Raw genomic sequence first — 25,003 nt, forward strand, 5'->3', positions numbered from 1 at the left:
GCATGTTCTCCAATACCTCCGATCTCGACCTGCGGCTCATCCGCGTGTTTCTCGCCGTGGTGGACGCGCGCGGTATCACGGCAGCCGAAGCGACGCTAGGCGTGCGGCAGTCCACCATCAGCACGCAGCTCTCGGCGCTCGAGGCGCGCGTGGGCTTCAAGCTCTGCGAGCGCGGACGCGGCGGCTTTCGTCTCACGTCGAAGGGCGAACGTTTCGTGCCCTCGGCGCGCGCGCTCGTTGCGGCCACCACCGAGTTCGTCGCGCGGGTGCGCGATATCGACCGAAAACTCGTCGGCACGCTCGGCATCGGCCTGATTGGCCAGGCTTCGCACGTCGAGAACGCGCGGCTCGCGGAAGCGATAGGCGCATTCCGCAAACGCGATCAGGCCGTGCGTTTCACGATGAAGGTCGCGGCGCCGCAGGAACTCGAAGAAAGCCTCGTCAACAACCACCTCGACATTGCGATCGGCTACTTCTGGCATCGCGTGGCGGGCCTCGACTACACCGAGCTGTTCAGCGAGCGCCAGGTGCTGTGCTGCGGGCGCGGGCACGCGCTGTTCCATCATGCGCCGCACGTCAATGTCGATGATCTGCGCGAGCACGACTGGGTCTGGCGCAGCTATCCGATCCCCGAGGAGCTTGCCGGTATCGGCGACCGGCAGGTGACGGCGATTGCCGACAGCATCGACGCCGCCACGGTTCTGATCCTCTCGGGCAGCCATATCGGCTATCTGCCTGCGCATCACGCCGAGCCGTTCGAGCAACGCGGCCTCATCCGGGCGCTCGGACGCACCACGTTCGGCTTCGACGTGCCGATGCATCTGGCCGTCAAGCGCAGCGCGGCGGAAAAGCCCATCGTGCGCGCGTTCTGCGACGATCTGCTGGGCGTCTACGGGCAGCATGCCGCCGCGCCCGAAGCGCTGGTTGAATGAAAGAAGCGCTGCGCGCCATACATTGGCTGCGCAAGATGTAAACGTATGGAATGCAGAATAATTAGCCCGCTGCGATCGATTAAAGTGGGCGAGAGACGTTGATAGTGCGTTGGCCGGTTGTTGCAAAAGCAGCCAGATCAGCGCGGCAAGGAGTGAGACAATGAGCAATAACAGCATTACCCAGATCGAAACTTTCGGTTTCGAACGCATTCCCGATGCATCGCGCTACGCGCGGCCCATCGATCTTTTCCGGCTGCTGTTCGGCGGCTGCAATACCTTCTCCACTTCGGTGCTGGGCAGCTTTCCGGTGCTGGTCGGCCTCTCGTTCAAGGCGGGCGTGTGGTCCGTCGTGCTCGGCGTGCTCGCCGGCACCTGCATTCTCGCGCCCATGAGCCTGTTCGGTCCGCGCAACGGCACGAGCGATCCCGTTTCGTCGGGGGCGCACTTCGGCATCCATGGGCGGATCGTGGGCTCGTTCCTCGCGCTGCTCACATCGATCGCGTTCTTCGCGCTCGCCGTGTGGAGTTCGGGCGATGCACTCGTGGGCGGCGCACACGACATGGTCGGGGTGCCGGTCAACGCCTGGACACTCAGCTCGGCTTACATGGTGTTCGCCGTGCTCGTGGTGGTGGTGTGCATCTACGGCTTTCGCTTCATGCTGTGGGTGAACAAGATCGCCGTATGGGCGGCGAGCCTCATGTTCGTGGTGGGCGCCTTCGCGTTCGCGGGCGCATTCGATCCCAACTACGCCGGCACGCTGCGTGAGGGCGGCGCGGGTTTCTGGGTGGCCTTCGTGAGCGCCGTGCTCGTCGCATTGAGCAACCCGGTGTCGTTCGCCTCGACGCTCGGCGACTGGGCGCGCTACATTCCGCAGCACACACCGCGCCACCGCGTGATGGGCGCCGTATTCGCCGCGCAGATCGCCACTTTCGTGCCATTCTTCTTCGGCCTCGTCACGGCTACGCTCATCGCTACGAAGGCGCCGAGCTTTATTGCCTCGAACGACTATGTCGGCGGACTGCTGGCCGTGTCGCCGCGCTGGTTCCTGCTGCCTACGTGCCTCATTGCGATCATCGGCGGCATGTCCACGGGCACGACCGCGCTCTATGGAACCGGCCTCGACATGTCGAGCATGTTTCCGAGACTCCTGAATCGCGTGCGTGCGACCATGCTGATCGGCGCGCTGGCCATCGGCTTCATCTTCGTCGGCCGCTTCGCGTTCAATCTCGTGGAAAGCGTCTCGACGTTCTCCACGCTCATCTGCACGTTCAGCTGCCCGTGGATGGCGATCATGGTGATCGGGTTCGTTACGCGCCGCGGCCACTATCTCAACGATGACCTCCAGGTCTTCAATCGCGGCGGCCGTGGCGGCCACTACTGGTTCACGCACGGCTGGAATCTGCGCGCGATGGGTGCTTGGCTGCCGGCGGCGTTCTTCGGTCTTTCGTTCGTGAATCTGCCGGGGCAATTCGTCGGTCCGCTTGGCTCGCTGGCGGGTGGCCTCGATCTGAGCGTGCCGGTTTCGCTGGCGGTGGGCGGCATGATCTACGTCGTACTGCTGACGATCTTCCCCGAGCCGGATGCCGTGTACGGCCGGGAAGGGCGCCGCTTCGTGCGCGGCGGCGCGCGCGGGCAAACCGCTGGAGCGGTGCGTGAACTGCAACGCAGCCCGGAATACGCCGAGTAAGTCGGCAAGCACCAGGTCGCTTCGCCGGGAGCCGTTGCGCAGAGAGCGGGTAAGATCACGGCTTTGCGCAGCGCGTAAGGAGGCGATCTTGCTTCGTTCACTCGTAAGGGGCTGTGCCGGTGCCCTGCTCTTCGCCATCGCCATAAGCGGTCCCGGCTTTGCCGCCGAACCTGCCACCGGCAGCGACGCTCAAATACGCGAAGCCGCGCTCGCCTTCATGCGCGAGAACGGCATCCCCGGTCTCGCGATCGGGGTCGCCGTGAACGGCACGGAGCGCTTCTACAACTTCGGCGTCGCATCGAAGGAAACGGGCGAGCCGGTCACGAACGAAACGCTGTTCGAACTCGGCTCGATGAGCAAGACGTTCGCCGCCACCCTGGCCGGGTGGGCGCAGGTGAACGGCAAGCTCTCGCTCGATGCGCCGGTGAGCACCTATGTGCCCGAGATGCGCGGCACGCCGTTCGGCGCGCTCACGCTCGTCAATCTCGGTACGCACACGGGCGGCGGCTTCCCGCTGCAGGTGCCCGATGAAGTCACGAACGACGCGCAGCTGATGGCTTGGCTCAAGGCATGGCGGCCGCGTTATCCGGCTGGCACGCAGCGCACCTACGCGAACCCGAGCATCGGCATGTTCGCGCGCATCGCGGCGCAGCAGCTCGGCATGAGCTACCCGGATGCGGTGGAGACACTGCTCTTTCCGAAGCTCGGGCTCACGCACACGTTCATCCGCGTGCCGGCCGCGGAGCGCGCGGCCTATGCGCAGGGCTACAACAGCAAGAACGCGCCGGTGCGTCTGCATCCCGGCGTGCTAGCCGACGAAGCCTACGGCGTGAAATCGGATACGCGAGACATGCTGCGCTTTCTCGAAGCGAACCTGCGCCAGGTCGAAGTGGAACCAGAGATGCAGCGCGCGCTGGAGGCCACGCATGTGGGCTATTTCCGCACGGGGCCGTTCGTTCAGGACCTCGTATGGGAGCAGTACGCGCAGCCGGTGGGCCTGAACGATCTCGTGAAAGGCAACGCGAACGTGATGGTGCTGGAGGACAACCCGGCCACGGCGTTGATTCCGCCGCAGCCGCCGCAGCCCGACGTGTTGCTCGACAAGACGGGCGCGACCAATGGTTTTGGCGGCTATCTGGCGTTCGAGCCTTCGCGCAAAACGGCCATCGTCATTCTCGCCAACCGCAATCACCCCACCGAGTCGCGCGTGCGGTTCGCCTATCGCGTGCTGGAACGGGTGCAGGGCGTGCCTGCACCTTAGGCCGAATCGCTCGTCGCCCGCGCGGTTCGGCTGGCGGGCGCATTCATGTTAGCCGCCGGGCTGTCGTGCACAGGCAGCCCGCTCACCGCCGCCGTGAGACCGCGCCCGCCCGGGTTGTTGCGCAGCGTGAACGTCAGGCCATGACGCTGCGCGATGCGCGCCACGATCGAAAGACCGAGCCCGCTGCCTGTGCCCTGGGCATGATCGCCGCGAAAGAAGCGGTCGACCACGCGCTCGAGATCGGCTTCGGGAATCCCGGGCCCGTTATCGATGACTTCGAAGCCGAGCGTGTCCTGCGAACGCGTGAGCACGAGATCGATCTTGCCGCCTGAGGGCGTGTAGCGGATCGCGTTGTCGAGCAGGTTGTTCAGCAGGGTGTTCAGGCCGTGCGCGTCGGCGTTCACGTTGCAGATGCAATTGGGCGTGATGGGCGGCCGCGACTCGAGGCCGAGGTCGATGCCTTTCTCTTCCGCGAGCAGCGAGAAGTCGCCGATGGCCTGCTCTCCCAGCCGCCGCAGGCTCACGACAGTGGCGGGCGTGCTCGCTTGCGCATCTTCGCGCGCAAGCGTGAGCAATTGCTGCACGAGGCGGATCGTGCGGTTCAGGCGCGTTTGCATGCGCTCGAGCGTACGCGGCTCGCCGTTGAGCGTGCCGTCGTGCAGCGCCGCCTGCCATTGCAGCTTGAGCGCGGCGAGCGGCGAGCGCAGCTCGTGCGCCGCGTCGGCGATGAAGGTGCGCTGCGCCTGCGAAGCCGTATTCAGGCGGTCCAGCAGATCGTTGAGCGCGACGACGAGCGGGCGCAGTTCGACGGGCACCGAGCCGTCGAGGCGCAACGGCTCCAGCTCATGCGCCGAGCGCGAAGCGAGCAGCGCCGACAACGCGCCCACCGGCGCGAGCCCGCGCGTCACCACGAACAGCAGCAGCACGATGGCCACCGGCACGAGCAGTGCGAGCGGCCACAACGTATGCAGCGCGAGATGCAGCGCCAGCCCGTCGCGCACGGAAATGGGCTGCGCCACCTGAACGAAGCGATCCGGTTGCGCGATGCCGTACACGCGCCAATGCACCTCGTCGTGCTCGATCGTGCGAAAGCCCGTGGCCTGGCGCGGCAGCACGGGCGTTTCCTGCGAGCGGTAAACCAGCTTGCCGTCGTGGTCCCAGATCTGGATGAGAATACGGTCGTCGGCGATCTCGTCGAAGCCGGGGCCGGACTGCTCGACCTCGCGCGCCATCGCGGCGTTCGCGGGCATGGATTGCGCCACGGCATGCAGCTCGTAATCAAAGAGCTCGCCCGCTTCTTCACGCGCGCTGTGAAAAATGCCGAAGCCGGCCACGATGGAGGCGGCCGCGAATCCGCAGATGAGCCAGCCCAGCAGGCGGCGGCGGATGGAGTTCATTCCGATCTCTTGAGCCGGTAGCCCACGCCGCGCACAGTCACGATCTGGTCGGTGCCGATCTTGCGGCGCAAGCTGTGCACGTGCACCTCGATCGCGTTGCTGCCGACTTCCTCGCCCCAGCCGTACATGCGCTCTTCGAGTTCGGCCTTCGTGAAGACGCGCGCGGGCTGCTCGATGAGCACGCGCAGCAGCGCGAACTCGCGCGGCACGAGCGCGACGCTTTCGCCGTCTTTCGTCACCTCGTGCGCGGCGGGGTCGAGCGCAAGGCCGCTGTGCGTGTAGACGGGCTGTTTCTGGCCCGTGCGGCGGCGGAGCATGGCGCGCGTACGGGCGGCCAGTTCGTCGAGATCGAAGGGCTTGATGAGGTAATCGTCGGCGCCGGCGTCGAGCCCGGCGATGCGGTCCGTCACCGAGTCGCGCGCGGTCAGGATCAGCACGGCCGCTTCGCCGCCCTTGCGGCGGTAGCCGTTCAGCACTTCGATCCCGTCCTTCTTCGGCAGCCCGAGGTCGAGCAGCACGAGGTCGTACACGTCGTTGTCGAGCGAAAGCTCCGCTTCCCGCCCGTCGCGCGCCCAGTCGACGGCATGACCCTCGCGGCGCATCGAGTCGAGCACCGTTTCCGCAATCATTTCGTCGTCTTCCACCAGCAACAGGCGCATCGCTCGCTCCCCCAATTTCCAGCCTTACATTGTCGCTCATCCCGGCTTAACCGGTGCTTAAGCGGCACGCTCCCACGGTCAGCACGCCGGGCGCGATATCGCGCAGCGCGGGCTCGGCGCGCGCATCGGATATGCCTTGCGGCAGCACGTTGCGCGAGAGCGTGAAGACTTCGTCGAGCGTGAGGACGATGGTGGCGGACATGGCATCCCGTGTAAAAAAACAAACCGGGCCAACGTGGCCCGGTTTCGGCGATTCGAATGAAGATTGGGAGAGAGGCGCGTTGAATGCGTAGCGCTTACAGACCGACGTCCGGCAGGGCGGGGCGCGTGGCGAGCGCCTTCTCGACCACGGCCTTCACATGCGCGAGCGCTTCGCCTTCGAGCGGCAGGCGCGGCGGGCGCGTGACGGCGCTGCCGCGGCCCACCAGTTCCTCGCACAGCTTGATGCATTGCACGAGGTCGGGGCGCGCGTCGAGATGCAGCAGCGGCATGAACCAGTGGTAGAGCGCGAGCGCTTCGTCAAAGCGCTTTTGCTTCGCGAGGCGGAACAGCGTTTCGCCTTCCTTCGGGAACACGTTCGACATGCCCGAGACCCAGCCTTGCGCGCCCACAGCCACGCTTTCGACCAATACGTCGTCGAGGCCCGCGAACAGCACGAAGCGATCGCCCACGGCGTTGCGCAGATCGATGAAGCGGCGCGTGTCGCCCGACGAATCCTTGAAGCAGACGATATTTTCGCAATCCTGAAGAGCGATCAGGATGTCGGGTGTGACGTCGTTCTTGTAGATCGGCGGATTGTTGTAGACCATCACCGGCACGTCGGTGCTCGACGCCACGGCGCGGAAATGCGCGGCCGTTTCGTGCGGCTTCGAGGAATACACGAGCGCCGGCATGACCATCACGCCGTCCACACCGACGCTCGCCGCTTCCTTCACGGTTTGACGCGCGAACTCGGTGGTGAATTCGGCAATGCCCGCGATTACCGGCACCTTGCCGCCTGCCGCGTCGCGCGCGGCCTCGATCACCGCGATCTTTTCGCTCGTCGCGAGCGAGGTGTTCTCGCCGACGGTGCCGCACACCACGAGGCCCGACACGCCGTCCTTGACGAGATTGCTCACCACCCGGTGCGTGGCGTCGATATCGACCGAGAAGTCCGCCTTGAACTGCGTGCTGACGGCGGGAAACACCCCGCTCCACTGGATAGCGCTCACTGTGACTCACTCCTTGAATGCGTAGCGGCTCGCGCCGGTACCTGTTGAATATGAGTGAAGTATCGCTGTCCAGATCGTTTGACGCTTGAGGCCTTTCGCGCCTCAAAAAGACGAAATCTGCATAGTCCGCCGCTTGCTTCAGCGGCCCAGGGACAACCCTGGGCAAGCTGGCGCGAGGCTCAGGCGGCGGACGCCTGCGCGCTTTCGGGCGTTTGCAGCAGCGCGCGGTACTGGCTGGGCGTGACACCCACCGTGGCCTTGAATTGCCGCGTGAACGCGCTGTGATCGTTATAACCGCACTGCGTGGCGATGTCGGTGATGCTCAGGTCGCTCGCGAGCAGCACCGAGGCCGCATCCAGACGCGTTTTCAGCAGCATCTGGCGGGGCGTGAGGTGAAAGATCTTGTGGAAGTAACGCTCGATCTGCGCCACCGACATGTTGATGAGCTTCGCCAGGTGCGCGAGCTTGAGCGGTTGCGCATAGTTGTCCTGGATGTACTTCGCGGCGACCGCGAGCCGCTGGTAAGCGGGATGCGTGCCTTCGGCGGCCTGCAGGTCGCGCGAAATGCCCGCCACGCCCAGCACGCGGCCGCGCGCGTCGTGCAGCGGGACTTTCGAGGTGAGACACCAGCCCGGCTGCCGGCCCGGATACAGATGCAGTTCGAGCTGGTCGATGAGACTGCTGTCGAGCCGCACCACGGCCCGGTCCTGGGCGGTATAGCTGTGGCCGAAGCGCGAGGGAAAGACCTGCTCGGCCGTCTTGCCGAGCAGCGCGCGTTTCTCCTTGAAACCGCAGCGCGCGGCGAGCGTGGTGTTGGCGATCACGTAGCGCGCCTCGTGATCCTTCACGAAGAACACCACGTCGGGCATGGCGTCGAACAGCGGTTCGAGCATGGTGAAATGCGCGATCATCTGCGCAAACGTGGCGTTTTCGAGGGCGGCGGGCAGGACCGGTTCGGACATCGCGAGGCGCTTGGGGCGGTATCGGCGGAAAATACCATTGTGCCGATTTGCGCACGCGCGCGCATCTGCAACAAAAAGCGGGTGTGGCGCTATTGCGCCGCTTCTACGTGCAGCAAGGTGTCGATGCGCGCGGGCGAGAACGGAGGGCGCTGGCCATTTTGCGGCCAGCCGAAACAGAACGCCGCCGCCTCGCCGCAAATCTTGCCCTGACAGGGACCCATGCCGCAGCGCGTCTGCAGCTTGGCGTCGCGCCACGACGTATGGCGCGCGACGTCGCCATACGCGACGTCTTCGCAACGGCAAAACACAGTGTCGGGCTGCGGCAGCGCCCGCAACGCGGGGGCGAGTTCGAACGCCGCGTGCAGGCGCGTGGCGAAACGGCGGTAACGCTCGCGTTCGGCAAACAGGTGCCGGGCGTTCGCGTGGTCGCCGAGCGCAGCATACGCGGCGATGCGTCCTTCCACCGCCGCGAGTTCCATGCCGCCCACGCCTGTGCATTCGCCGGCCGCGTAAACCGCTTCGGCGGAGGTCTGCTGCCATTCGTTCACGGCGATGGCGGGAGAACCCGCATGGGTTTCGAGGCGGCAACCCAGCGCCGCGCCGATGCCCGTATTCGGCACGAGGCCATAGGCGCATGCGATCCGGTCGCAATCGACCAGCACGTCGTCGTTGCCGCGCCGCACGCGCGCCTGCGTCACGCGCGTCGTGCCGATGGCTTCGGCAACGTACGCATCGCACCAGTAGGGCGTCGCGCGCAGATCGAAGCGCATGCGCAGCGCCTGGGCGAGTTTCGCGGGCGTATGGACGAGGCCTGCCGCAAATCGGCGCACCGCCTGGGGCGGCGCCTGCTCGACGACGGCGGCGATCGTTGCGCCATGCTGGCGCGCGGTGACCGCGGCGGCCCAGAGCAACGGCCCGCTCCCCGCGATGACGATGCGTTCGCCGCGCACGGGCATCCCGCCCTTGATGAGCGCCTGCAAACCTCCCGCGCCTGTGATGCCCGGCAAGGTCCAGCCGGGATAAGGCAGGAAGCGTTCGCGCGCGCCCGAGGCGACGATGAGCTTGCCGTAAGCGAGCGCGAGCGCACGGTCGGGGCTCTCCGCGAGCAGTTGCCGCCCGGGCAGCGCCTGCACGATGCGGGTGGCGCCCAGCAGCGTGACGTTGGTGCGGGCCGCGAGGGCGTCTAGTACGGCGCGTGCGGGACCGGCGGCGCGATGCCCGGGACCCTGACGCCAGATCTGGCCGCCGGGCAGCGCATTGTCGTCGACGATGCCGACGCTTGCGCCCGCCTGTGCGGCGATGCGCGCGGCGTTCAATCCGGCCGGTCCGGCGCCGATGATCAGGATGTCGAACTTCATGGCGCTGCATTCCCGGTGACGACCTTCATGCCCGCGATGCAAACTGTCTGGCAGGCAAGGCGATGCGGCACGCCGTCGATGGTGACGCGGCATTCCTGGCAGATGCCCATTCCGCACAACGGCCCGCGCAGCGCGCCGCTCACCGAGCACCGCGTGACGGGCGCTGCGTGTTCTGCATGCGCGGCAATGGCGATGGCGGCTGCGACCGAGCTGCCCGGCGCGACGCCCACGTTGCGACCGTCGATCGTCAAGGTCGTATTGGCTTCAGGCATGCACGGCCCCCTGGTCAGCGAAGCGCGCGGGCAGATACGGCGTCGCGTCGATCTCGGCGGCGCGTCCGAGCATCTGCGCGGCAATCAGCTTCGCGGTGCCGAGCGCCGTGGTGACGCCGAGGCCCTCGTGCCCGGTGGCGAGCCACGTCGACGGATGGCTGTCGTCATCGGCGAACGCCGCCGCGGGGCCGATCAGCGGCATGCCGTCGCTCGATGCCGGGCGAAAGCCCGTCCATGCGCGGATCGCGTTGAGCGCGGGCAGTTGCGGCAGATAGTCGGCGGCGCGGCGCAGCATGCGCGCGAGAATCGCCGGCTCGACGGCGGGGTCCGTGCTGTCGAACTGGCGCGACGAGCCGATCAGCAATTGACCGGTCGGCCGCGGCTGCACGTTGAACGCCACCGAGGTGCCGCTCGCGTTGTGCGCGCTTTTGATGTAGCCGAGTTCGAGAATCTGATGACGAATCGCGCCGGGATAGCGATCGGTAATGAGGAGGTGTCCCTTCTTCGCCTGGAGCGGCAGGCGCGGTAGCAACTCGAGCGCCGCCAGGCCGTTCGCGATCAATACCGCGCCCGCGCCGACGACCTCGCCATCGGAGAGGTGTACGCCCACGCGGTCGATACGCACGACTTGCGTCTGCGTGCGGCAGGTCAAGCGGCCGCTAACGGGCTGCTCGAGCAGCCATGCGGCTACGGCAGGCGCGTAAACCACGGCGTCGTTGTCGACGATCATGCCGCCCACGAGGCCCTTGCGCAGCCCCGGTTCCGCTTTGCGCAACTGGCGCGCGTCGAGCATCGAACACGCCACGCCCTGGTGTTGCAACGCCTGCTGACGCGTCTGCGCGAGCGCCAGTTCTTCTTCGTCGGCGGCGACCCAGAGCGTGCCGCAGCGCAGGAACGCGTGGCGCTCGTCGAGACGCGGCGCCAGCGCGTGCCACAGCGCGAGCGACCACGCGCTCAGCGCGAATTCGGCGGGCGTGTCGTCCATCACGACGAGGTGGCCCATGCCCGCGGCCGTCACGCCGCCGCCTATGCCGGCGCGCTCGATGACGAGCACGTTCAGGCCCTGCGCCGCGAGTTCATGCGCGCAAGCCGCGCCCACGATGCCCGCGCCGATCACGACGACATCGTGTCGACGGCTCGAACCTTGCATCACGCGGGAATGCCCCACGCGAACGGATCATCGTCGGAGAAAATCAGTTTGGACTCCGCGCTAATATGCGCGCTGCCGCGAATGCTCGGGCGCACATGGCCCGCGGGGAGATCGGGCGTGGTTTCATAGCAGGCTTCGAACACGCTGCCGATGATGCTTTCCTGGCGCCACCGCGCGCCGGGCGCGAGCGTGCCGTCCGCGGCGAGGCACGCGACTTTCGCGCTCGTACCGGTGCCGCACGGCGAACGATCGTAGGCCTTGCCGGGACACAGCACGAAATTGCGGCTGTCGATGCCCGCGATGTCCGAATGCGCGAACAGTTCGATATGGTCGATCAGCGCGCCGTCCGCGCCGGTCATGCCATTCGCTTCGAGCGCCTGGCGCATGGCCCACGTGGCTTCGGTGAGCGCTTCGACGTTGCCCGCTTCGAGCGTCAGGTTGTGATCGGCGACGAGGAAGAACCAGTTGCCGCCCCAGGCGATGTCGCCGTGCACGCGGCCGTAGCCGGGCACGTCGAGCGGCACGGCCTGGCGGTAGCGATACGCGGGCACGTTGCGCACGGTGACGCTGCCGTCGGCGTGCAGTTCGGCTTCGACGTTGCCGACCGGCGTTTCGATGCGATGCACGCCTGGCGCGATGCGCCCGAGATGCGCGAGCGACGCGATGAGGCCGATGGTGCCGTGGCCGCACATGCCGAGAAAACCGACGTTGTTGAAGAAGATCACGCCGGCAGAGCAGGACGGATCATGCGGCTCGCAAAGCAGCGCGCCGACCATCACGTCCGAGCCACGCGGCTCGTTGACGACGCCTGCGCGCACGCGGTCGAAGTCGCGACGGAATACGGCGAGGCGTTCGGCGAGCGGGCCGCGGCCCAACTCGGGGCCGCCGTCGATCACGAGGCGCGTGGGCTCGCCGCCCGTGTGGGAGTCGATAACGGTCAGGGCTTTCATGCCGACAATCGTAGGTCGCGCCATTTTGGCCGTCTTGCTCGAACGACCCATGCGCGGTGACGATTTCGGCATAGTGCGCCGGGCGTGAATGCGCGGCGGTGAGGCGGAACCCTTGCGCGTGCTTTCGTCAGGCTTTCACGAGCGCCAGCTGCTCCAGCTGGCGCACCACTTCGGCGCGCAGGCGCGGCGGCATGTTCTGGTAGCCGAGCAGGTCGGAGATCCACAGGCCGTCCGCCGCGAGCCGGCAGATCATGAGGCGGGCGGCGGCTTCGAGCGGCAGCGGGTCGGGGCGCGTCCACTTGCGCATGGGCGCGGCGTAGCGCTCGCGAATCGCGGGATCGGTCATCATCGCGGCCACCAGCACGCGCAGCACGTTGGTGCTGGCGGCAGGGCTCGTTTCGTCGATGGTGGTGTGCAGGTAGGCGCGCGCGGCGGCGCCGTGTTTCGGCGTGCCTTGCGCCACGCCTTCGTCGATGCGCGTGTGCATCTGCTGCTCGAAGCGCGTTAGCGTCTGCTCGAAGAGGGCATCGAGCAAGCCCTGCTTGTTGGCGAAGTGATACTGCAGCGCGCCTTTGGTCACGCCCGCGCGTTCGGCCACGGCGTCGAGCGTGACGGCGGGCACGCCTTGATCGGTGGCGATATCGGAAGCCGCTTGCAGCAACTGCGCGCGCACCTGAGCCGGGGCTTTCTTGCGGCGCGTGCCGGCGGCAGGCGCCGCGTCCTTGCGTGGGGAACGGGGTTTCGGGGCCGGGGAGGCCGGCGGAGCCGAGGGGGCCGCTGCGTCAGCCGCCTTCGCGCTGCGCCTTGTCGCGCGCGCGGGCGCCTTGACGGAGGAGTCTTTCATGGCGGCGATCATACCATTCAGGCGCTGCTGCTAAACATTCCGTACGGATGGTATGATCCGCCGATGAAAAATTCCAACCCACCTTTTACCGCCTCTGCAGCCGCCGTGGCGGCGCTCGACGCCTCGATCGTTCGCGGCCGCGACGCGCTCGTGCGAGAGCAGGACGCCGATGGCAGCTGGTGCTTCGAGCTCGAATCGGACGCCACGATCACCGCCGAATACATCCTCATGATGCATTTCATGGGCAAGATCGATACGGTGCGCCAGGAGAAGATGGCGCGCTATCTACGCGCGATCCAGCGTTTGCAAACGCACGGCGCATGGGATCTCTACGTGGATGGCGCGCCCGATGTCTCGTGCAGCGTGAAGGCGTACTTCGCGCTGAAGGCGGCAGGGGATTCGGCGAACGCGCCGCACATGGTGCGCGCGCGGGAGACCATTCTGAAGCTCGGCGGCGCGGCAAAGTCCAACGTGTTCACGCGCATTCTGCTCGCCACCTTCGGTCAGGTGCCGTGGCGCGCCACGCCGTTCATGCCGATCGAATTCGTGCTGTTCCCGAAGTGGGTGCCCATTTCGATGTACAAGGTCGCCTACTGGGCGCGCACGACCATGGTGCCGCTGCTCGCGCTCTGTTCGCTGAAGGCGCGCGCGGCCAATCCGCATGACGTATCGATCGCCGAACTGTTCGTCACCCCGCCCGAGAAGGAGCGCGAATACTTTGCACGCGGCAAGGGCATCCGCCGGTTCTTTCTCGCGGCTGACCGGGCGCTGCGCCATATCGAGCCGCTGCTGCCGCGCGCGCTGCGCCAGCGCGCCATGAAATATGCCGAGGCCTGGTGCGCCGAGCGCATGAACGGCGAGGACGGCATGGGCGGCATCTTTCCGCCCATCGTCTACAGCTACCAGATGATGCAGGTGCTTGGGTATCCGGAGGATCATCCGTTGCGCCGCGATTGCGAGAACGCGCTGGAAAAGCTGCTCGTCGAGCGCCCGGACGGCAGCGTGTATTGCCAGCCATGTCTCTCGCCGGTGTGGGACACGGCCTGGAGCACGATGGCGCTCGAGCAGGCGTGCACAGTCGTGCCCGCCGATCCGGCGTCGGCCGCGATCAGCGACCAGGAACTGCAGCGGTGCATTGCGCGCGCGTACGACTGGCTCGCCGAGCGTCAGGTGGACGACGTGCGCGGCGACTGGATCGAGAACGCGCAGCCCGACACGCCGGTTGGCGGCTGGGCCTTTCAGTACGAGAACCCGTACTATCCCGACATCGACGATACCGCCGTGGTCGCTGCGATGCTCCATCGTCGCGGCCTTGGGCAGGCGCGCAAAACGGGCACCGACCCGTATGCGGCACGCGTCGCGCGCGCGCTCGACTGGATGCGCGGCCTGCAATCGCGCAACGGCGGCTTCGGGGCCTTCGACGCCGATTGCGACCGCCTCTATCTGAACGCGATCCCCTTCGCGGATCACGGCGCCTTGCTCGACCCGCCTACCGAAGACGTATCGGGCCGCGTGCTGCTGTGCTTCGGCGTGACGGGCCGCGAGGAGGACAAGGCGGCGCTTGCGCGCGCGGTCGAATATGTGAAGGCCACCCAGCGAGCCGACGGCAGCTGGTGGGGCCGCTGGGGCACCAACTACATCTACGGCACGTGGAGCGTGCTGGCGGGTCTCGCGCTCGCGGGCGAGGACCCGAAGCAGCCGTACATTGCACGCGCGCTGGCGTGGCTGCGCGCCCGTCAGCATGCCGATGGCGGCTGGGGCGAGACCAACGACAGCTATATCGACCCGCGCCTTGCCGGCACCAACGGCGGCGAAAGCGCGTCGAACTTCACCGCGTGGGCGCTGCTCGCGCAAATGGCGTTCGGTGACTGGGAATCCGAATCGGTGCGGCGCGGCGTGGCGTATCTGCTATCCGTGCAGCAGGAAGATGGATTCTGGTGGCACCGTTCGCACAATGCGCCGGGGTTCCCGCGCATTTACTACCTCAAGTATCACGGGTACACGGCCTATTTCCCGCTGTGGGCGCTGTCGCGCTACCGGCGGCTGGCGGCCGGTGCGGTCGCGGTGCGGGAAGTGGAAGAAGCTGTGCTCGCAGTCTGAATTCGAAGCGGGGCGCAAGCGCCCCGCGTGGCTCGCTTAGCGTGACTTCGCCAGCGTAATCGTTTCGAACAACTCATAATTGCCGGTCGGCGTTTGATCCGCACCGGGTGCGTGATAGTAGTTCATCGTGATCGTCGTCTTGCCGCCGTGCGCGCCGGGATCGACGTCGAACACCGCAATGCCATAGCCCGTGCCCGTATCGCGCTGCGCCGACCAGATCGCGTCTTCGAGCGCATCCGCCGTGGGGCGCGCGAACGTGCCCGCGGTCGTGCCCGCCACCGGGTGATTGGGCTTCGTGAACACCTGCGCCTGCGGGTTGCCGTTGCCGGCGTCCACGCCATACACGTCGAGCGGCGCGCTCGTGCCGCCGCCGCCCAGGATCAGGTGAATCGTGCCGTGGCTCGTGTCGAAGGTGTTGCCCGTGCCCTGAGCGTGCGTGACGGGGCGCGGCTGAAGCGTGTCGACGCTCGCGCCGGTCTTCGCATCGACGCCCGCGTGATGATTGCAGCCGCGCACCGGGTAGCTGCGCTCGTAGTCGTGATCGTGGCCGCACACCACGAGATCCACGCCATAACGGTCGAAGAGGGGCAGCCACGCTTCGCGTATGCCCTTGTCCGAGCCGTTGCCCGTCTTCGACGAGCTGAGCGCGTCCTGGTGCATCTGCACCACGATCCAGTCGATATCGTCGTCCTCTCTTGCCTGCTTCAAGGTTTGCTCGAGCCAGCGCGTCTGCACGCCGTTGCTGTAGCCGCGCACGTAGAACGACGTGCCCGGCTGAACCGGCGCGTTGCCCGTGCTCGCCGCGGGCACGAGCGGCGACGGGCCGGCCACGAACGCGGCGGCGTCCTGGTAGACCACGTCGTCGGCGTCGAGCGAGACGAACAGCACGTTGCTCACGCGGAAGCTGTACCACCGGCCCGAAAACTGCGTGCCGTTATGCGGCAGTGTATAGCGCGTGAGATACGAATTCAGACCCTGCGGGCCGTTGTAGAACTCGATCTCGTGATTGCCGGGGCACGGCATCCAAGGACGATTCGCGGACGACGTCTGATTGTTGTTGCCGAAGTCGCACCACACGTCGGTCTGGTGCGCGGGATTCAGGTTCGCATAGCAGAGGTCGCCATTGAGCAGATGAAAGAGCGGCTGGAAGCGCTCCACGGCCTCGACGGCGAAGCGGCTTTGCGGCGACGACAGCACCCAGCCCGTGTTCGGCGTGGCGAGGTCGCCGTAGCTCGTGAAGCGGAACTTTACGCGCCCGCGCGGCGCCGTGGTGAAGCTCGACGAAAACGGGCTGCTCGCGTGGCTGTCGTTATCGGCGGTGACTTCGTAGCGGTAGGTCGTGGCCGGGTCCAGCCCGCGCAGCCGCGCGTGATACGTGAAGACGACGACGCCGGTGAGCCCGTCGGTATAGGTGCGTTGAATGGCGTGCACCGTCTCGTGTTTGCCGCGATCGGCGCTGTAGATCACGCGCGGATTCGTGGAGGAGGCGAGCGATGCCCACGAAACGACGACTTCGCGTGTCGGATCTTCGCCCCAGGTGAGGTGGATCTGCTCGGGCGTGCCGTCGGCTGTGGCGGCGTCGGCTTTCGCACTGCCCGCGAAAGCGCTCGCCGCGCTAGCGAAGCCGGAAGCGCCGGCGAGCTTGAGGAAGCCGCGGCGCGAGACACTGGCGCCGCTTTCGGTGGATGCATTCTCGGGGATGTCTTTATTCGTCATGTCGTCTCGCCTCGGGAGCAGAAGGCGAAGCCTGCGCTGGCGGACTTGCATGACTGACGCGCGCGGGCGCAAGCATCGCAGGGTGAGTGTCTGCGCAACGATGGCGCGCTTGCATGACCTGGCGATGACACTGCCCTTATTTTACGCAGCACGACGGGCCGCGCTAGCATCGCGCGGCACGCGCTTGGCCGTTAAGCATGGGCCTGGAACTTCAGGCGCATGCCTGCCGCGACGACTGCTTGCGTGTTGCTCGGGAAGTTATTGAACGTCAGGTAGTCGGCGTCGAACGCATTGAGCGAGCCACCCCGGGCGGTCTGCGTGGGCTCGGCAACCATCGTGCGCGTGAACACGAGACCCACCTTTGCCTGCCCGATCGTCTAGCTGCCGCCCGCGCCGGGCGTCGTTCGCGCTTCGGTCAATCGACGATCTTCTTCGTAACCACGAGTGCGATCACGAGGAATACCACGCACAGCACCACAAAGATAAAGAACAGGATCTTCGCAATCGCGGCCGCGCCGGCCGCAATACCCGTGAAGCCAAACAGGGCCGCGATCACGGCGATCACGGCAAAGAACAGGGCCATTTTTAGCATGATCGGTTTCCTCCTCGCGTGAAGGCGCCGCCACATGGGCCGCGCTGCTTGATGGACTGACAGCGCACCTGCTCAGCAATCGATGTGCCCAGCACCGGGGCACGCAGCCAGGCGCCTAACCGGGCGGGAATGAAAAACGGCCCGGCGTGCGGAGGCACACGCCGGGCCAAAACGGCGCCGTACAGGGGAGCACGGCGCCGTCGAGGTCGAAAACGAACTTAACGTTCGCGGGACTGCAGGTGCGTTGCGCTTACAGGTAGGAGGTTCCGTCAATATAGGCCTTGCGCCAGCGAACGATCTTCACGCTCTCGAACAGCCCGACATGCGTGAACGGATCCTGCGCGATGAAGCGCTCGGCTTCCTCGCGCGTTTCGAGATCGACGATATAGATGCCGCCGCCTGCGCTGCTCCCGTCGTCGTTGAGCTTCGCGCCGCAGGCCAGCAACAGCGCCTTGTTTTGCGCGAGAAACGCCAGATGTGAATCGCGCTCGCGTGCGCGCACTTCGGCGTGACCGGGCTTGTCGAACGTTTCGATGAGAAAAGGCATGGCGCGTTCCTCTTAATTCGGCACGATGGCCGACGGATGCTGGGCGAGCGGCGTCACGCTGATCTTCAGGAACGGGAAGAGCGGCAGCGCGGTCAGCAGCGTATGGAGTTCGTCGTTCGATTCGACATCGAACACGCTGTAATTCGCATATTCCCCGGCCACGCGCCACAGGTGGCGCCATTTGCCTTCTCGTTGCAGCTTCTGCGAAAACGCTTTTTCCTCGGCCTTCAGGGCGTCGGCGAAGGCGGCGTCGGTGCCGTGCGGAAGCTGCACCTGCATGTGCACAAGAAACAGCATGAATAGTCTCCGGTGAGGATGGGGTTCAGAAAGGGGCGCCTATAAGGGAGAGCCAATCAGCCCCAGGCGAGAATCGCAACCGAATACACGATGCCGATCCAGAACATCATGATGACCGTGTAGCCCATGATGTCCTTGAGCTTGAGCTTCGAAAGCGCAAGCGCGGGCAAGATCCAGAACGGCTGCACGAGGTCGTTCCATGCGTTGCCGAGCATCACGGCCGTCGAGGTATGGCCCACGGAGGCGCCGATGGTCTTCGCCGCTTCGATCATGAACGGTCCCTGGATGACCCAGTGGCCGCCGCCCGAAGGCGCGAAGAAGTTGATCACGAACGAACTGATCAAGCCCCAGAACGGCAGCGTGCCCGGCGTCGCGACCTTCACGAACGCTTCGGAAAACGTATTGACCAGACCCGAAGACGCCATGATCGCCATGATGCCCGCGTAGAACGGGTACTGCAGAATGATGCCGCTGATCGTGCGAATGCCTTCGTTGAGCTTCTCCACATAGCGGATCGGCGTGCCGAGCAGCAGGATGCCGAGGAACAGAATGAAGAAGTTGATGAGGTTCAGGTCGATCGAGCCGCCCTGCACGAAGTGCAGCGCGACATAGCCCATGCCGATCAGGCCGATCACGTAGCTCAGAAGACGGCTGTTGTTCAGGCGGTTGGCGAGCGTGTTGCCTTCGTCGAGATCCACGCCGAGCGCGGCGGCCTTCTGCTGCTTTTCTTCCTGGGCGCGGTCGATTTCCTTGATCGGCTGACCCGGCTTCGGGTGCAGCCATGCGTTCAGCAGCGGCAGCGTGATGAGGGTCACGAGGCTCGTGATGAGCATGGTGGGCGAGAAAATCGTTTCGGAGAGCGGAATGACGCCCATCTGCGCCTCGAGCGGATGCCCCTTCGTGGAGATCAGCACGGGAATGCTGGCGGAAAGCCCGAGGCCGTAGAGCGTAAAGCCGCTATAGGCCGAAGCGATGATGAGCGGGTAGTGCACGCCTTTCACGCGCAGCGCGAGCTTGCGCGCGACGATCCCACCCACCACGAGGCCGAAGCCCCAGTTCAGATAGCTGCCGATGCCGCCCACCAGCGTCGCGACGATGATCGCCATGCGCGGATCGTTCACGCGCGCCACCAGGCGGTTCAGAAAGCGGTCGGTGAGCGGCGCGGTCGCGAGCACGTAGCCCATCGCGAGAATCACCGCCATTTGCGTGGTGAACGCGAGCAGCGCCCAGAAGCCCTTGCCCCAGCTCGTGGTGAGCGCCGTGACGGCTTGTCCTTGCACGATCACGGCAAGGGCCATCGTCAGCAGGGTGAGGCCGATCGCGAAGACGAACGGATCGGGCAAATACCGGCGCATCAGCTCGGTAAAGAAAGCGGTGACTTTCTGCATGGAAGTGTCTCTATCTGAAATGTAATAGTTGTCGGGTCTCTTCGGCTCTCGGCGCGTGTTCGATGCGCTTATGAGTCGTCGTGGCTTTGGGTCTTGCGATGGCGGGCGAGATGCATGAGCTGGCGGTCGCGCCAGCCCACGCGCTCGTCCCATTGATCGAGCGGCAATGCCGCGCGTCTCGCCGCCTCGACCTCGGCGACGAGTTCGGGCGTCCACGGGTCGTGCTGGCCGCGCTCGGCGCCCATGCGCGCGTACGAGGGACCCATCTTCTGCGCATGCGAGGCGATGCCGCCGCGCGTGTTCAGATCGACGGTCTCGAACGGGCCGATCACCGACCAGCGCGGGCCGAGGCCTTCACGCATCACGGTGTCGATGTCTTCCACCGACGCGACGCCGTCGCGCACGAGGCAATACGCTTCACGCAGCACGGCGCCTTGCAGGCGGTTGAAGATGAAGCCTTCCACTTCGTGCTTTACGCGCACGGGCTTCATGCCCGCTTCGGCGTAGAGCGCGATCGCGCGCGTGGTCGCCGCTTCGGACGTGAACGGTGCGGGCACGACCTCGATCACGGGTACGAGGTAGGGCGGGTTGCCGGGATGGGCGACGAGGCAGCGCGCGCGACCCGGCAGTGTAGCGTCGACGAATATCGAAGCCGCGAGAAACGACGAAGCGCTCGCGAGAATCGCTTCGGGCGGCGCGGCGCGGTCGAGCTGCGCGAAGATTTCGCGCTTGAGTTCGGCGCGCTCCGGTGCGCATTCCTGCACGAGATCGGCGTGCGCCACCGCGGCTTCGAGCGTGTCGACGATCGCGACGCGTGTGGCGATTTGCTGTGCGCTTTCATCGAGCAGCGCGTATTGCGTGAGAGCGTCGAGGCGCAGCGCAATCTCTTCAGGCGCGGCGGCGCGGCGTGCCGCGTCGGGATCGTAGAGGCGCACGCGCCAGCCGGCCCGCGCAAAGCAGATCGCGAACGCCACGCCGATGCTGCCCGCGCCGACGATGCCGGCGCGGCGCGGTTCGCATGGTTGTGCAGGCGTTTCGAGGGCCGCCATCGTCAGACTCCCGCGACGCCAACGGTCATGCCGCCGCACACGTAGAGCACCTGGCCGGTCACGAAACCGCTGCGCGCGTCGAGCAGATACGAGGCGGCGTGCGCGACATCGTCGGGGGTACCTACACGTTTGACCGGCACGGCGTTGATGATCGCCTCGGTGCGCGGCGCGCCGGGCGGATTGGCGCGGTCGAACAGCTCGGTGCGAATCGGGCCCGGCCCAATGGCGTTCGCGGTCACGCCGAATGCGCCGAGTTCGAGCGCCCATACACGCGTCATGCCGATCAACGCGGCCTTGGTGGCCGAATAGGCCGTACGCAGCTCTTTACCGAGCGCGGCGCGCGACGACATGTTGACGATGCGTCCGAAGCGCGCCGCCTTCATGCCGGGCAACAGCGCCTGCATGCACTGCTGCGCGCAGCGCACGTTGAGGGCCCATGCGCGTTCGAGTTCTTCGAGCGACTGGTGCTCGGCGTCATTGGGCACGACCACGCCCACGTTGTTGATGAGGCGCGTGATCGGGCCGCCTTCCAGCGCGCGGGCGAGTGCGGCTGCCGTTGCCTCGGTGTCGGAGAGATCGGCGATGATGCCGTCGCCCACGCGGTCGATCACGACGGCTTCGTAGCCATCGGCCGCGCAGCGCGCGGCGCACGCGGCGCCGATGCCGGCGGCGCCGCCGGTAATCAGGACTCTTTCTTTAGCCATGTTTTTCGGGAATGCGGATAAAACAGAGGATAGCGAAGCAGTTCCTCAAACCGTGGCGACCGGCGTGACGGGCGAGCCCATGGCCCCAGGCAGCCGCAGCGGCGGCGCGGTGAGCATGAAGCGCGAGCGCCGGTGCTCGCGCAGCCACAGGGCGAGATCGCGCAAATACCAAAGCTCGCCCAGCGGCAGGCCGAGCTTGAAGAGACAGTGGTGATGCAGCGGCATGAGCGGGTGATCGCCGGGTGTGGCGGGCGCACGCGCGGGGTAGCGTTCGACTGCGTAGTTGTCGGCAGCGAGCGCCGCGATGCCCGAATCGGTGATCCATTGCAGCAGGCGCTCGTCGCGGCCGTCGAGTGCGCTGCAGTGGCTCGACAGCACGGCTTCGTCGGGCTGGCGGTTCATTTCGAGCACCATCTCAGCAAACCCGGTGCGCAGCACGAGCATGTCGCCGCGCTCGACTTCCACGCCGTCGGCCTCGATCACGCGCATCAGGTCGTCGTAGCCCACGGTGCGAAACTCGCGGCCAAAATGCGCGGCGAAATCGATCAGCACGCCGCGCCCTTGCATGCCCTTCACGGCAAGATGCTCGATGCCGAGCACATCGGCATGGCTATGTTCGCCGCCGCACGCGTGAGGCGCGAAGTTGTCTTCCGCGCGATATTCCATCGGGCCGACCACGTCCACGTTCGCGCGATAGCCGTTGTAGTAGACGCTTTCGGCCACGCCGTCGCCGTTGGCATCGAAGCGTGCACCCACGTGCGCGAGCGAATCCCACTGCGTGGAGTATTGAAGCGAGAGCAGCACCTGATCGTCGCTCACCACGTCGGTCGCGCCCGCAACGTTCCGCGCGAACGGGAAGTTCACGTAGGGCAGGCCGTCGCGGAAGGTAGGGCGCAGCACCGGCGGATGGCGGCGCACGTTGAGCTTGCTGTCGCCCGGAAAGTCGAGCGGCAGCGAAAGGGTGAACGTGAGGCCCGCGCGAATTTCCTGCGCGCCCTTGAGCACCTGCTCGGCGCCGATGAGGTTGGGGCGCCCCAATTGATCGTCGGGACCGAAGTCGCCCCAGTTCGAGCCTTGCGGCCGGTTCTTCCAACGCATGCTTGACCCTCCACTTCAGGAATTTCGCGCTTCGCGCATCGCTGCAGTCAGTGCCCGAGACGTTTAACGTGCCTCAGGCTGCGAGCAGCGTGGGCGGGATTTGCGCGTACACCTCGAGCAGAGCCTTCACGGCGTGTTGCTCGTTCTTGAGAAGACGCGCCTTGGGCGCGCCGATGACGAGCGCAAACGCCTCGCCATGGATCAGGAAACCGCGCGCGAGGCCGGCTACGTCCTCCACGCTCTCGCCCGTCGAGCGATGCCAGCCGTCCGTCACGCCCTGCTCGACATCGCGCTCGAACGCGCCGCGCTCGATCACCGCCCCGTTGGCCGAGTGCAACGGCGGCTCGCAACTGTCGAGCAGTTTGCGGCGCACGGCCGGAGCGAGCGCGCCGAGCAGCGCCTTGCCCGCGGCGCTCGCAATGGTCATGAAGCCGCCCGGCTCGTCGCTGTAGCGGATCTTCTGGCGCGACTCCATCACGTCGAGATAGACCACGCGGTTGCCCGCAAGCGTGGCGAGCGCGGCGGTTTCGCCGGTTGCGTCGCGCAACGCGGAAAGCAGCGGCTGGAACATCAGCGTGAGCGGGTCCTCGCTGCAGATGTCGCGCGCCACATGCAGAAGACGCTGCGTGGGGTAGTAGCCCGCCTTCACGCCCGGCGCGTACAGATAGCCTTTGGCCACCATCGTCTGCAACAGCGCGTGGCAGCTCGACAGCGGGATCTCGGTTCGACGCGCAATCTCGCTGTAGATCATCGGTTGCCGGACTTCGGCAAAGAGGTTGATCACGTCGAAGACGCGCACTGCAGTTTTCACATCCATGAGAGCATTATCGACATACCGATAACCAGCTGACAATATGATTACGGGTAAACACCTAAAGCTGCACGTCGATCAAGTCCGCGCCCCGTTTGCATTCGAGCACTTGCCGCTTCGCGTTTTGTAACGTATCGTTTTGATACGTTACGATTCGAGCTATTAGGAGGCAGCATGCATTCACGCTTCGACCGTTTCAAGGCGACACCGCTCGCCAGCCAGCTGGAAGCCTTGATCGACGCGCCTGGGCGCTATGTGGAGTACGCAGTACTCTCACGCGTCGGCGTGGCGGCGATTGCCGCCGTGGCCGAGGAAATCGCGCAGAAGTTTCCGGAAATCGGCGAAGACACCACGGCGCGCCAATACTGCGGCGCGCTGGTTGCCGAGGTGATGCGCCGCCACGGCCACGAAGTCGCTCAGGCGCGGGGCCGCGTGAGCGGGGCGCTTTTCAGCTATGGTGCGGTGTTCAGCGCGCAGCCGGTGGTCCTGCCGTTCGAAGCGGTGATCGAAGCGCTCGCAACCATGCCGGAGCGCTTCGCGGCGCTCGTCGAGCGCGTGCCTATGGATCTATGGGCGCGCCGGCCAGGCGGCACGGGCTTCTCGTTGCTCGAGCACGCGTGCCATTTGCGCGATCTCGACGCCGTATTCGCCGAACGATTCAGTGTCGTGCGCAAGGCTCAACTGCCGGAAATCGCATCGGTGAACGGCATGGTGCTCGCGGAAGAACGCGAATACCTGAAGCAGGATTTCGTCGCCGCAATGGGCGAATTCAGCGAAGGGCGGCGCCGTCTTTGCGCCTCGCTCAAACGCCTCACGCCCGAGCAGCGCTTGCGCTGCGGGCTGCGCGACGGCGTCCGGCGCATGACGCTGGAAGAACTCGTGCGTGAACTGCTCGACCACGACCGTACGCACGGGCTGGAGCTGGAAGAGCTGGAAAGCGAGCTGCAGGAAGCGGCTTAACCCCGCGCCTTTTCAGCCTCCTGGTACAGCTCGCGCAGCGACTGCCCGAAGGTGGCGTCGACGTCGCGCAGCACGCCCGCGCGCGTGAACATCGCAACCGGCGGCAGCGTCCAGTCGAGCGTGTACGGCACGATCGCCACGCCCGCGAAGTGCACGAGTTCCTCGGCGATATCGGCGGGCACGATCGACACGGCGTTCTCGTTCGTGCTGATCATCTCGCCGATCAGCCGCGACGTGTAGCTCTCCACGATAGGCACGGGCGGCGCCACGCCCGCGTGCAGGAAGAGGTCGGAAATCTGCTCGCGGATGGGCGTGTGCGGCGCGCCCAGGATCCAGTCCAGTTCGACAAGCTTTTCCCAGTCGAGCTTGCCGCGCGCGAGCCGCGCCGCGAGCCGGCGGCTGGCGATGAGCCGCGGCTTTTGCTGATGCAGCACCTCGAAGCGCAACTGCGAGACGTCGACCGCCGAAGACGCGCGCCCGATCACGATATCGAGCGTATGGTCGCGCAGTTGCGGAAGGAGTGCGTCGCTCGTGCCTTCATGAATCGTCATGGTGACGCGTTGCGGCAGCCGCGACTGCGTGAGGCGAATGGCGGCGGCGAGCGTGCGCCCCGAGATGAACGGGATCACGCCCACGTGCACGCGCGTGGCATGGCCGGCCACCACGGCTTCGATGTCGCGCGCGAGGTGATCCAGGTCGTGCAGCATGGCCTGGGCACGTGCGAGCACCACGTTGCCGAGCGCCGTGGGCGTCATGCCGCGCGGCGTACGGTCGAAGAGCGGCGCGCCGAACATGCTCTCCATTTCAGCCAGCGCGTTGGTGACGGCGGGCTGGCTCGTCGCCATGTGTTCCGCCACGCGCGTGAGCGAGCCGTGCTGGCGGATTTGCAGGAGCAGGACCAGATGGCGCATTTTCAGGCGCGTATTCAACCGCCTCGTCACGTCGTCAATGCTGAAAGACACGATTCCCCAGGGTATTACCAAAAAATGATGGCCCCATACTAAATCAAAATGAGCAGGTTATGAGGTCTCTCTAGAATCGCCTCATTCGAACATGAC

Annotated in this window: 26 protein-coding genes; 5 read left to right on the forward strand and 21 right to left on the reverse strand. The window is 66.0% G+C overall.

Translation table 11 applies throughout. The annotated features are described in order from the left end of the window. Positions 1–2 precede the first annotated feature (2 nt). From AB4Y36_RS30285 to ampC, 3 genes are all read left to right on the forward strand, one after another. Positions 3–932 carry a LysR family transcriptional regulator gene (locus tag AB4Y36_RS30285; RefSeq protein ID WP_342947089.1) on the forward strand — a complete coding sequence of 310 codons (930 nt, stop codon included), beginning with the start codon at positions 3–5 and terminating at the stop codon, positions 930–932. Positions 933–1,092: 160 nt separating this feature from the next. Further along, positions 1,093–2,619 carry a cytosine permease gene (locus tag AB4Y36_RS30290; RefSeq protein ID WP_368684932.1) on the forward strand — a complete coding sequence of 509 codons (1,527 nt, stop codon included), beginning with the start codon at positions 1,093–1,095 and terminating at the stop codon, positions 2,617–2,619. Positions 2,620–2,707: 88 nt separating this feature from the next. Then, positions 2,708–3,880 carry a class C beta-lactamase gene (ampC, locus tag AB4Y36_RS30295; RefSeq protein ID WP_368684933.1) on the forward strand — a complete coding sequence of 391 codons (1,173 nt, stop codon included), beginning with the start codon at positions 2,708–2,710 and terminating at the stop codon, positions 3,878–3,880. Here the strand turns inward: ampC and AB4Y36_RS30300 are convergent. The 10 genes from AB4Y36_RS30300 to AB4Y36_RS30345 all read right to left on the reverse strand — a co-directional run bounded on the left by AB4Y36_RS30300 (position 3,877) and on the right by AB4Y36_RS30345 (position 12,683). Next, positions 3,877–5,277 (reverse strand): ATP-binding protein, encoded by a 1,401-nt coding sequence (locus AB4Y36_RS30300; protein ID WP_368684934.1) that lies wholly within the window; start codon positions 5,275–5,277, stop codon positions 3,877–3,879. The genes ampC and AB4Y36_RS30300 overlap by 4 nt on opposite strands. After that, complete coding sequence (locus tag AB4Y36_RS30305; protein WP_028203032.1) at positions 5,274–5,936, reverse strand: response regulator; 663 nt, start codon at positions 5,934–5,936, stop codon at positions 5,274–5,276. Before AB4Y36_RS30305 ends, AB4Y36_RS30300 begins: the two co-directional genes overlap by 4 nt. A 46-nt stretch (positions 5,937–5,982) precedes the next feature. Next, the gene (locus AB4Y36_RS30310; protein WP_368684935.1) at positions 5,983–6,138 is read right to left on the reverse strand and encodes a hypothetical protein; all 156 of its coding nucleotides are present in this window, start codon (positions 6,136–6,138) and stop codon (positions 5,983–5,985) included. A 94-nt stretch (positions 6,139–6,232) separates the two neighbouring features. Then, on the reverse strand, positions 6,233–7,147 hold the full coding sequence (locus AB4Y36_RS30315) for a dihydrodipicolinate synthase family protein (protein WP_368684936.1): 915 nt from the start codon (positions 7,145–7,147) through the stop codon (positions 6,233–6,235). 179 nt (positions 7,148–7,326) lie between these two features. Further along, positions 7,327–8,109 (reverse strand): AraC family transcriptional regulator, encoded by a 783-nt coding sequence (locus tag AB4Y36_RS30320; protein ID WP_069266134.1) that lies wholly within the window; start codon positions 8,107–8,109, stop codon positions 7,327–7,329. 89 nt (positions 8,110–8,198) lie between these two features. After that, positions 8,199–9,467: an FAD/NAD(P)-binding oxidoreductase gene (locus AB4Y36_RS30325; RefSeq protein ID WP_069266133.1), complete on the reverse strand. Its 1,269-nt coding sequence runs from the start codon at positions 9,465–9,467 to the stop codon at positions 8,199–8,201. After that, positions 9,464–9,739 carry a 2Fe-2S iron-sulfur cluster-binding protein gene (locus AB4Y36_RS30330; RefSeq protein ID WP_069266132.1) on the reverse strand — a complete coding sequence of 92 codons (276 nt, stop codon included), beginning with the start codon at positions 9,737–9,739 and terminating at the stop codon, positions 9,464–9,466. Before AB4Y36_RS30330 ends, AB4Y36_RS30325 begins: the two co-directional genes overlap by 4 nt. Beyond that, positions 9,732–10,889, reverse strand: a complete 1,158-nt coding sequence (locus AB4Y36_RS30335; protein ID WP_069266131.1) for an FAD-binding oxidoreductase — start codon at positions 10,887–10,889, stop codon at positions 9,732–9,734. The genes AB4Y36_RS30330 and AB4Y36_RS30335 overlap by 8 nt, the downstream gene beginning before the upstream one ends. Next, positions 10,889–11,848: a 4-hydroxyproline epimerase gene (locus AB4Y36_RS30340; protein ID WP_141710745.1), complete on the reverse strand. Its 960-nt coding sequence runs from the start codon at positions 11,846–11,848 to the stop codon at positions 10,889–10,891. The genes AB4Y36_RS30335 and AB4Y36_RS30340 overlap by 1 nt, the downstream gene beginning before the upstream one ends. A 118-nt stretch (positions 11,849–11,966) precedes the next feature. Continuing rightward, a complete protein-coding gene (locus AB4Y36_RS30345; RefSeq protein WP_069266187.1) occupies positions 11,967–12,683 on the reverse strand; it encodes a TetR/AcrR family transcriptional regulator in 717 nt (238 codons plus the stop codon). A gap of 63 nt (positions 12,684–12,746) precedes the next feature. On the opposite strand from AB4Y36_RS30345, the gene shc reads away from it, so the two are divergent. Further along, positions 12,747–14,783 carry a squalene--hopene cyclase gene (gene shc / locus AB4Y36_RS30350; protein ID WP_368616342.1) on the forward strand — a complete coding sequence of 679 codons (2,037 nt, stop codon included), beginning with the start codon at positions 12,747–12,749 and terminating at the stop codon, positions 14,781–14,783. A gap of 36 nt (positions 14,784–14,819) precedes the next feature. Here shc and AB4Y36_RS30355 read toward each other — a convergent pair whose 3' ends face one another. The 10 genes from AB4Y36_RS30355 to AB4Y36_RS30400 all read right to left on the reverse strand — a co-directional run bounded on the left by AB4Y36_RS30355 (position 14,820) and on the right by AB4Y36_RS30400 (position 22,991). Continuing rightward, positions 14,820–16,499 carry a purple acid phosphatase family protein gene (locus tag AB4Y36_RS30355; protein ID WP_368684937.1) on the reverse strand — a complete coding sequence of 560 codons (1,680 nt, stop codon included), beginning with the start codon at positions 16,497–16,499 and terminating at the stop codon, positions 14,820–14,822. 191 nt (positions 16,500–16,690) lie between these two features. After that, the gene (locus AB4Y36_RS30360; RefSeq protein ID WP_368684938.1) at positions 16,691–16,849 is read right to left on the reverse strand and encodes a hypothetical protein; all 159 of its coding nucleotides are present in this window, start codon (positions 16,847–16,849) and stop codon (positions 16,691–16,693) included. Between the two features lie 65 nt (positions 16,850–16,914). After that, entirely contained in the window at positions 16,915–17,091 is a 177-nt protein-coding gene (locus tag AB4Y36_RS30365) for a DUF1328 family protein (RefSeq protein ID WP_028203043.1), read from the reverse strand. Positions 17,092–17,341: 250 nt separating this feature from the next. Next, entirely contained in the window at positions 17,342–17,638 is a 297-nt protein-coding gene (locus AB4Y36_RS30370) for a YciI family protein (protein WP_069266127.1), read from the reverse strand. Between the two features lie 12 nt (positions 17,639–17,650). Further along, positions 17,651–17,935: a muconolactone Delta-isomerase gene (gene catC / locus AB4Y36_RS30375; protein WP_368684939.1), complete on the reverse strand. Its 285-nt coding sequence runs from the start codon at positions 17,933–17,935 to the stop codon at positions 17,651–17,653. Positions 17,936–17,991: 56 nt separating this feature from the next. Next, positions 17,992–19,323: a TIGR00366 family protein gene (locus tag AB4Y36_RS30380; protein WP_342947103.1), complete on the reverse strand. Its 1,332-nt coding sequence runs from the start codon at positions 19,321–19,323 to the stop codon at positions 17,992–17,994. Positions 19,324–19,391: 68 nt separating this feature from the next. After that, positions 19,392–20,372 (reverse strand): 3-hydroxyacyl-CoA dehydrogenase, encoded by a 981-nt coding sequence (locus AB4Y36_RS30385; RefSeq protein WP_368616337.1) that lies wholly within the window; start codon positions 20,370–20,372, stop codon positions 19,392–19,394. 2 nt (positions 20,373–20,374) lie between these two features. Next, the gene (locus AB4Y36_RS30390; RefSeq protein ID WP_069266123.1) at positions 20,375–21,076 is read right to left on the reverse strand and encodes an SDR family oxidoreductase; all 702 of its coding nucleotides are present in this window, start codon (positions 21,074–21,076) and stop codon (positions 20,375–20,377) included. A gap of 45 nt (positions 21,077–21,121) precedes the next feature. Continuing rightward, entirely contained in the window at positions 21,122–22,174 is a 1,053-nt protein-coding gene (locus AB4Y36_RS30395) for a cyclase family protein (protein WP_368684940.1), read from the reverse strand. 73 nt (positions 22,175–22,247) lie between these two features. Continuing rightward, positions 22,248–22,991: an IclR family transcriptional regulator gene (locus tag AB4Y36_RS30400; RefSeq protein WP_368684941.1), complete on the reverse strand. Its 744-nt coding sequence runs from the start codon at positions 22,989–22,991 to the stop codon at positions 22,248–22,250. 168 nt (positions 22,992–23,159) lie between these two features. On the opposite strand from AB4Y36_RS30400, the gene AB4Y36_RS30405 reads away from it, so the two are divergent. Then, a complete protein-coding gene (locus tag AB4Y36_RS30405) occupies positions 23,160–23,945 on the forward strand; it encodes a DinB family protein (RefSeq protein WP_368684942.1) in 786 nt (261 codons plus the stop codon). On the opposite strand, the gene AB4Y36_RS30410 is transcribed toward AB4Y36_RS30405, so the two are convergent. Next, the gene (locus tag AB4Y36_RS30410) at positions 23,942–24,907 is read right to left on the reverse strand and encodes a LysR family transcriptional regulator (protein WP_069266119.1); all 966 of its coding nucleotides are present in this window, start codon (positions 24,905–24,907) and stop codon (positions 23,942–23,944) included. The genes AB4Y36_RS30405 and AB4Y36_RS30410 overlap by 4 nt on opposite strands. Positions 24,908–25,003: the final 96 nt, after the last annotated feature.

This window comes from Paraburkholderia sp. BR10936, assembly GCF_040965735.1.
In the GTDB taxonomy this organism is placed as follows: domain Bacteria; phylum Pseudomonadota; class Gammaproteobacteria; order Burkholderiales; family Burkholderiaceae; genus Paraburkholderia; species Paraburkholderia nodosa_A.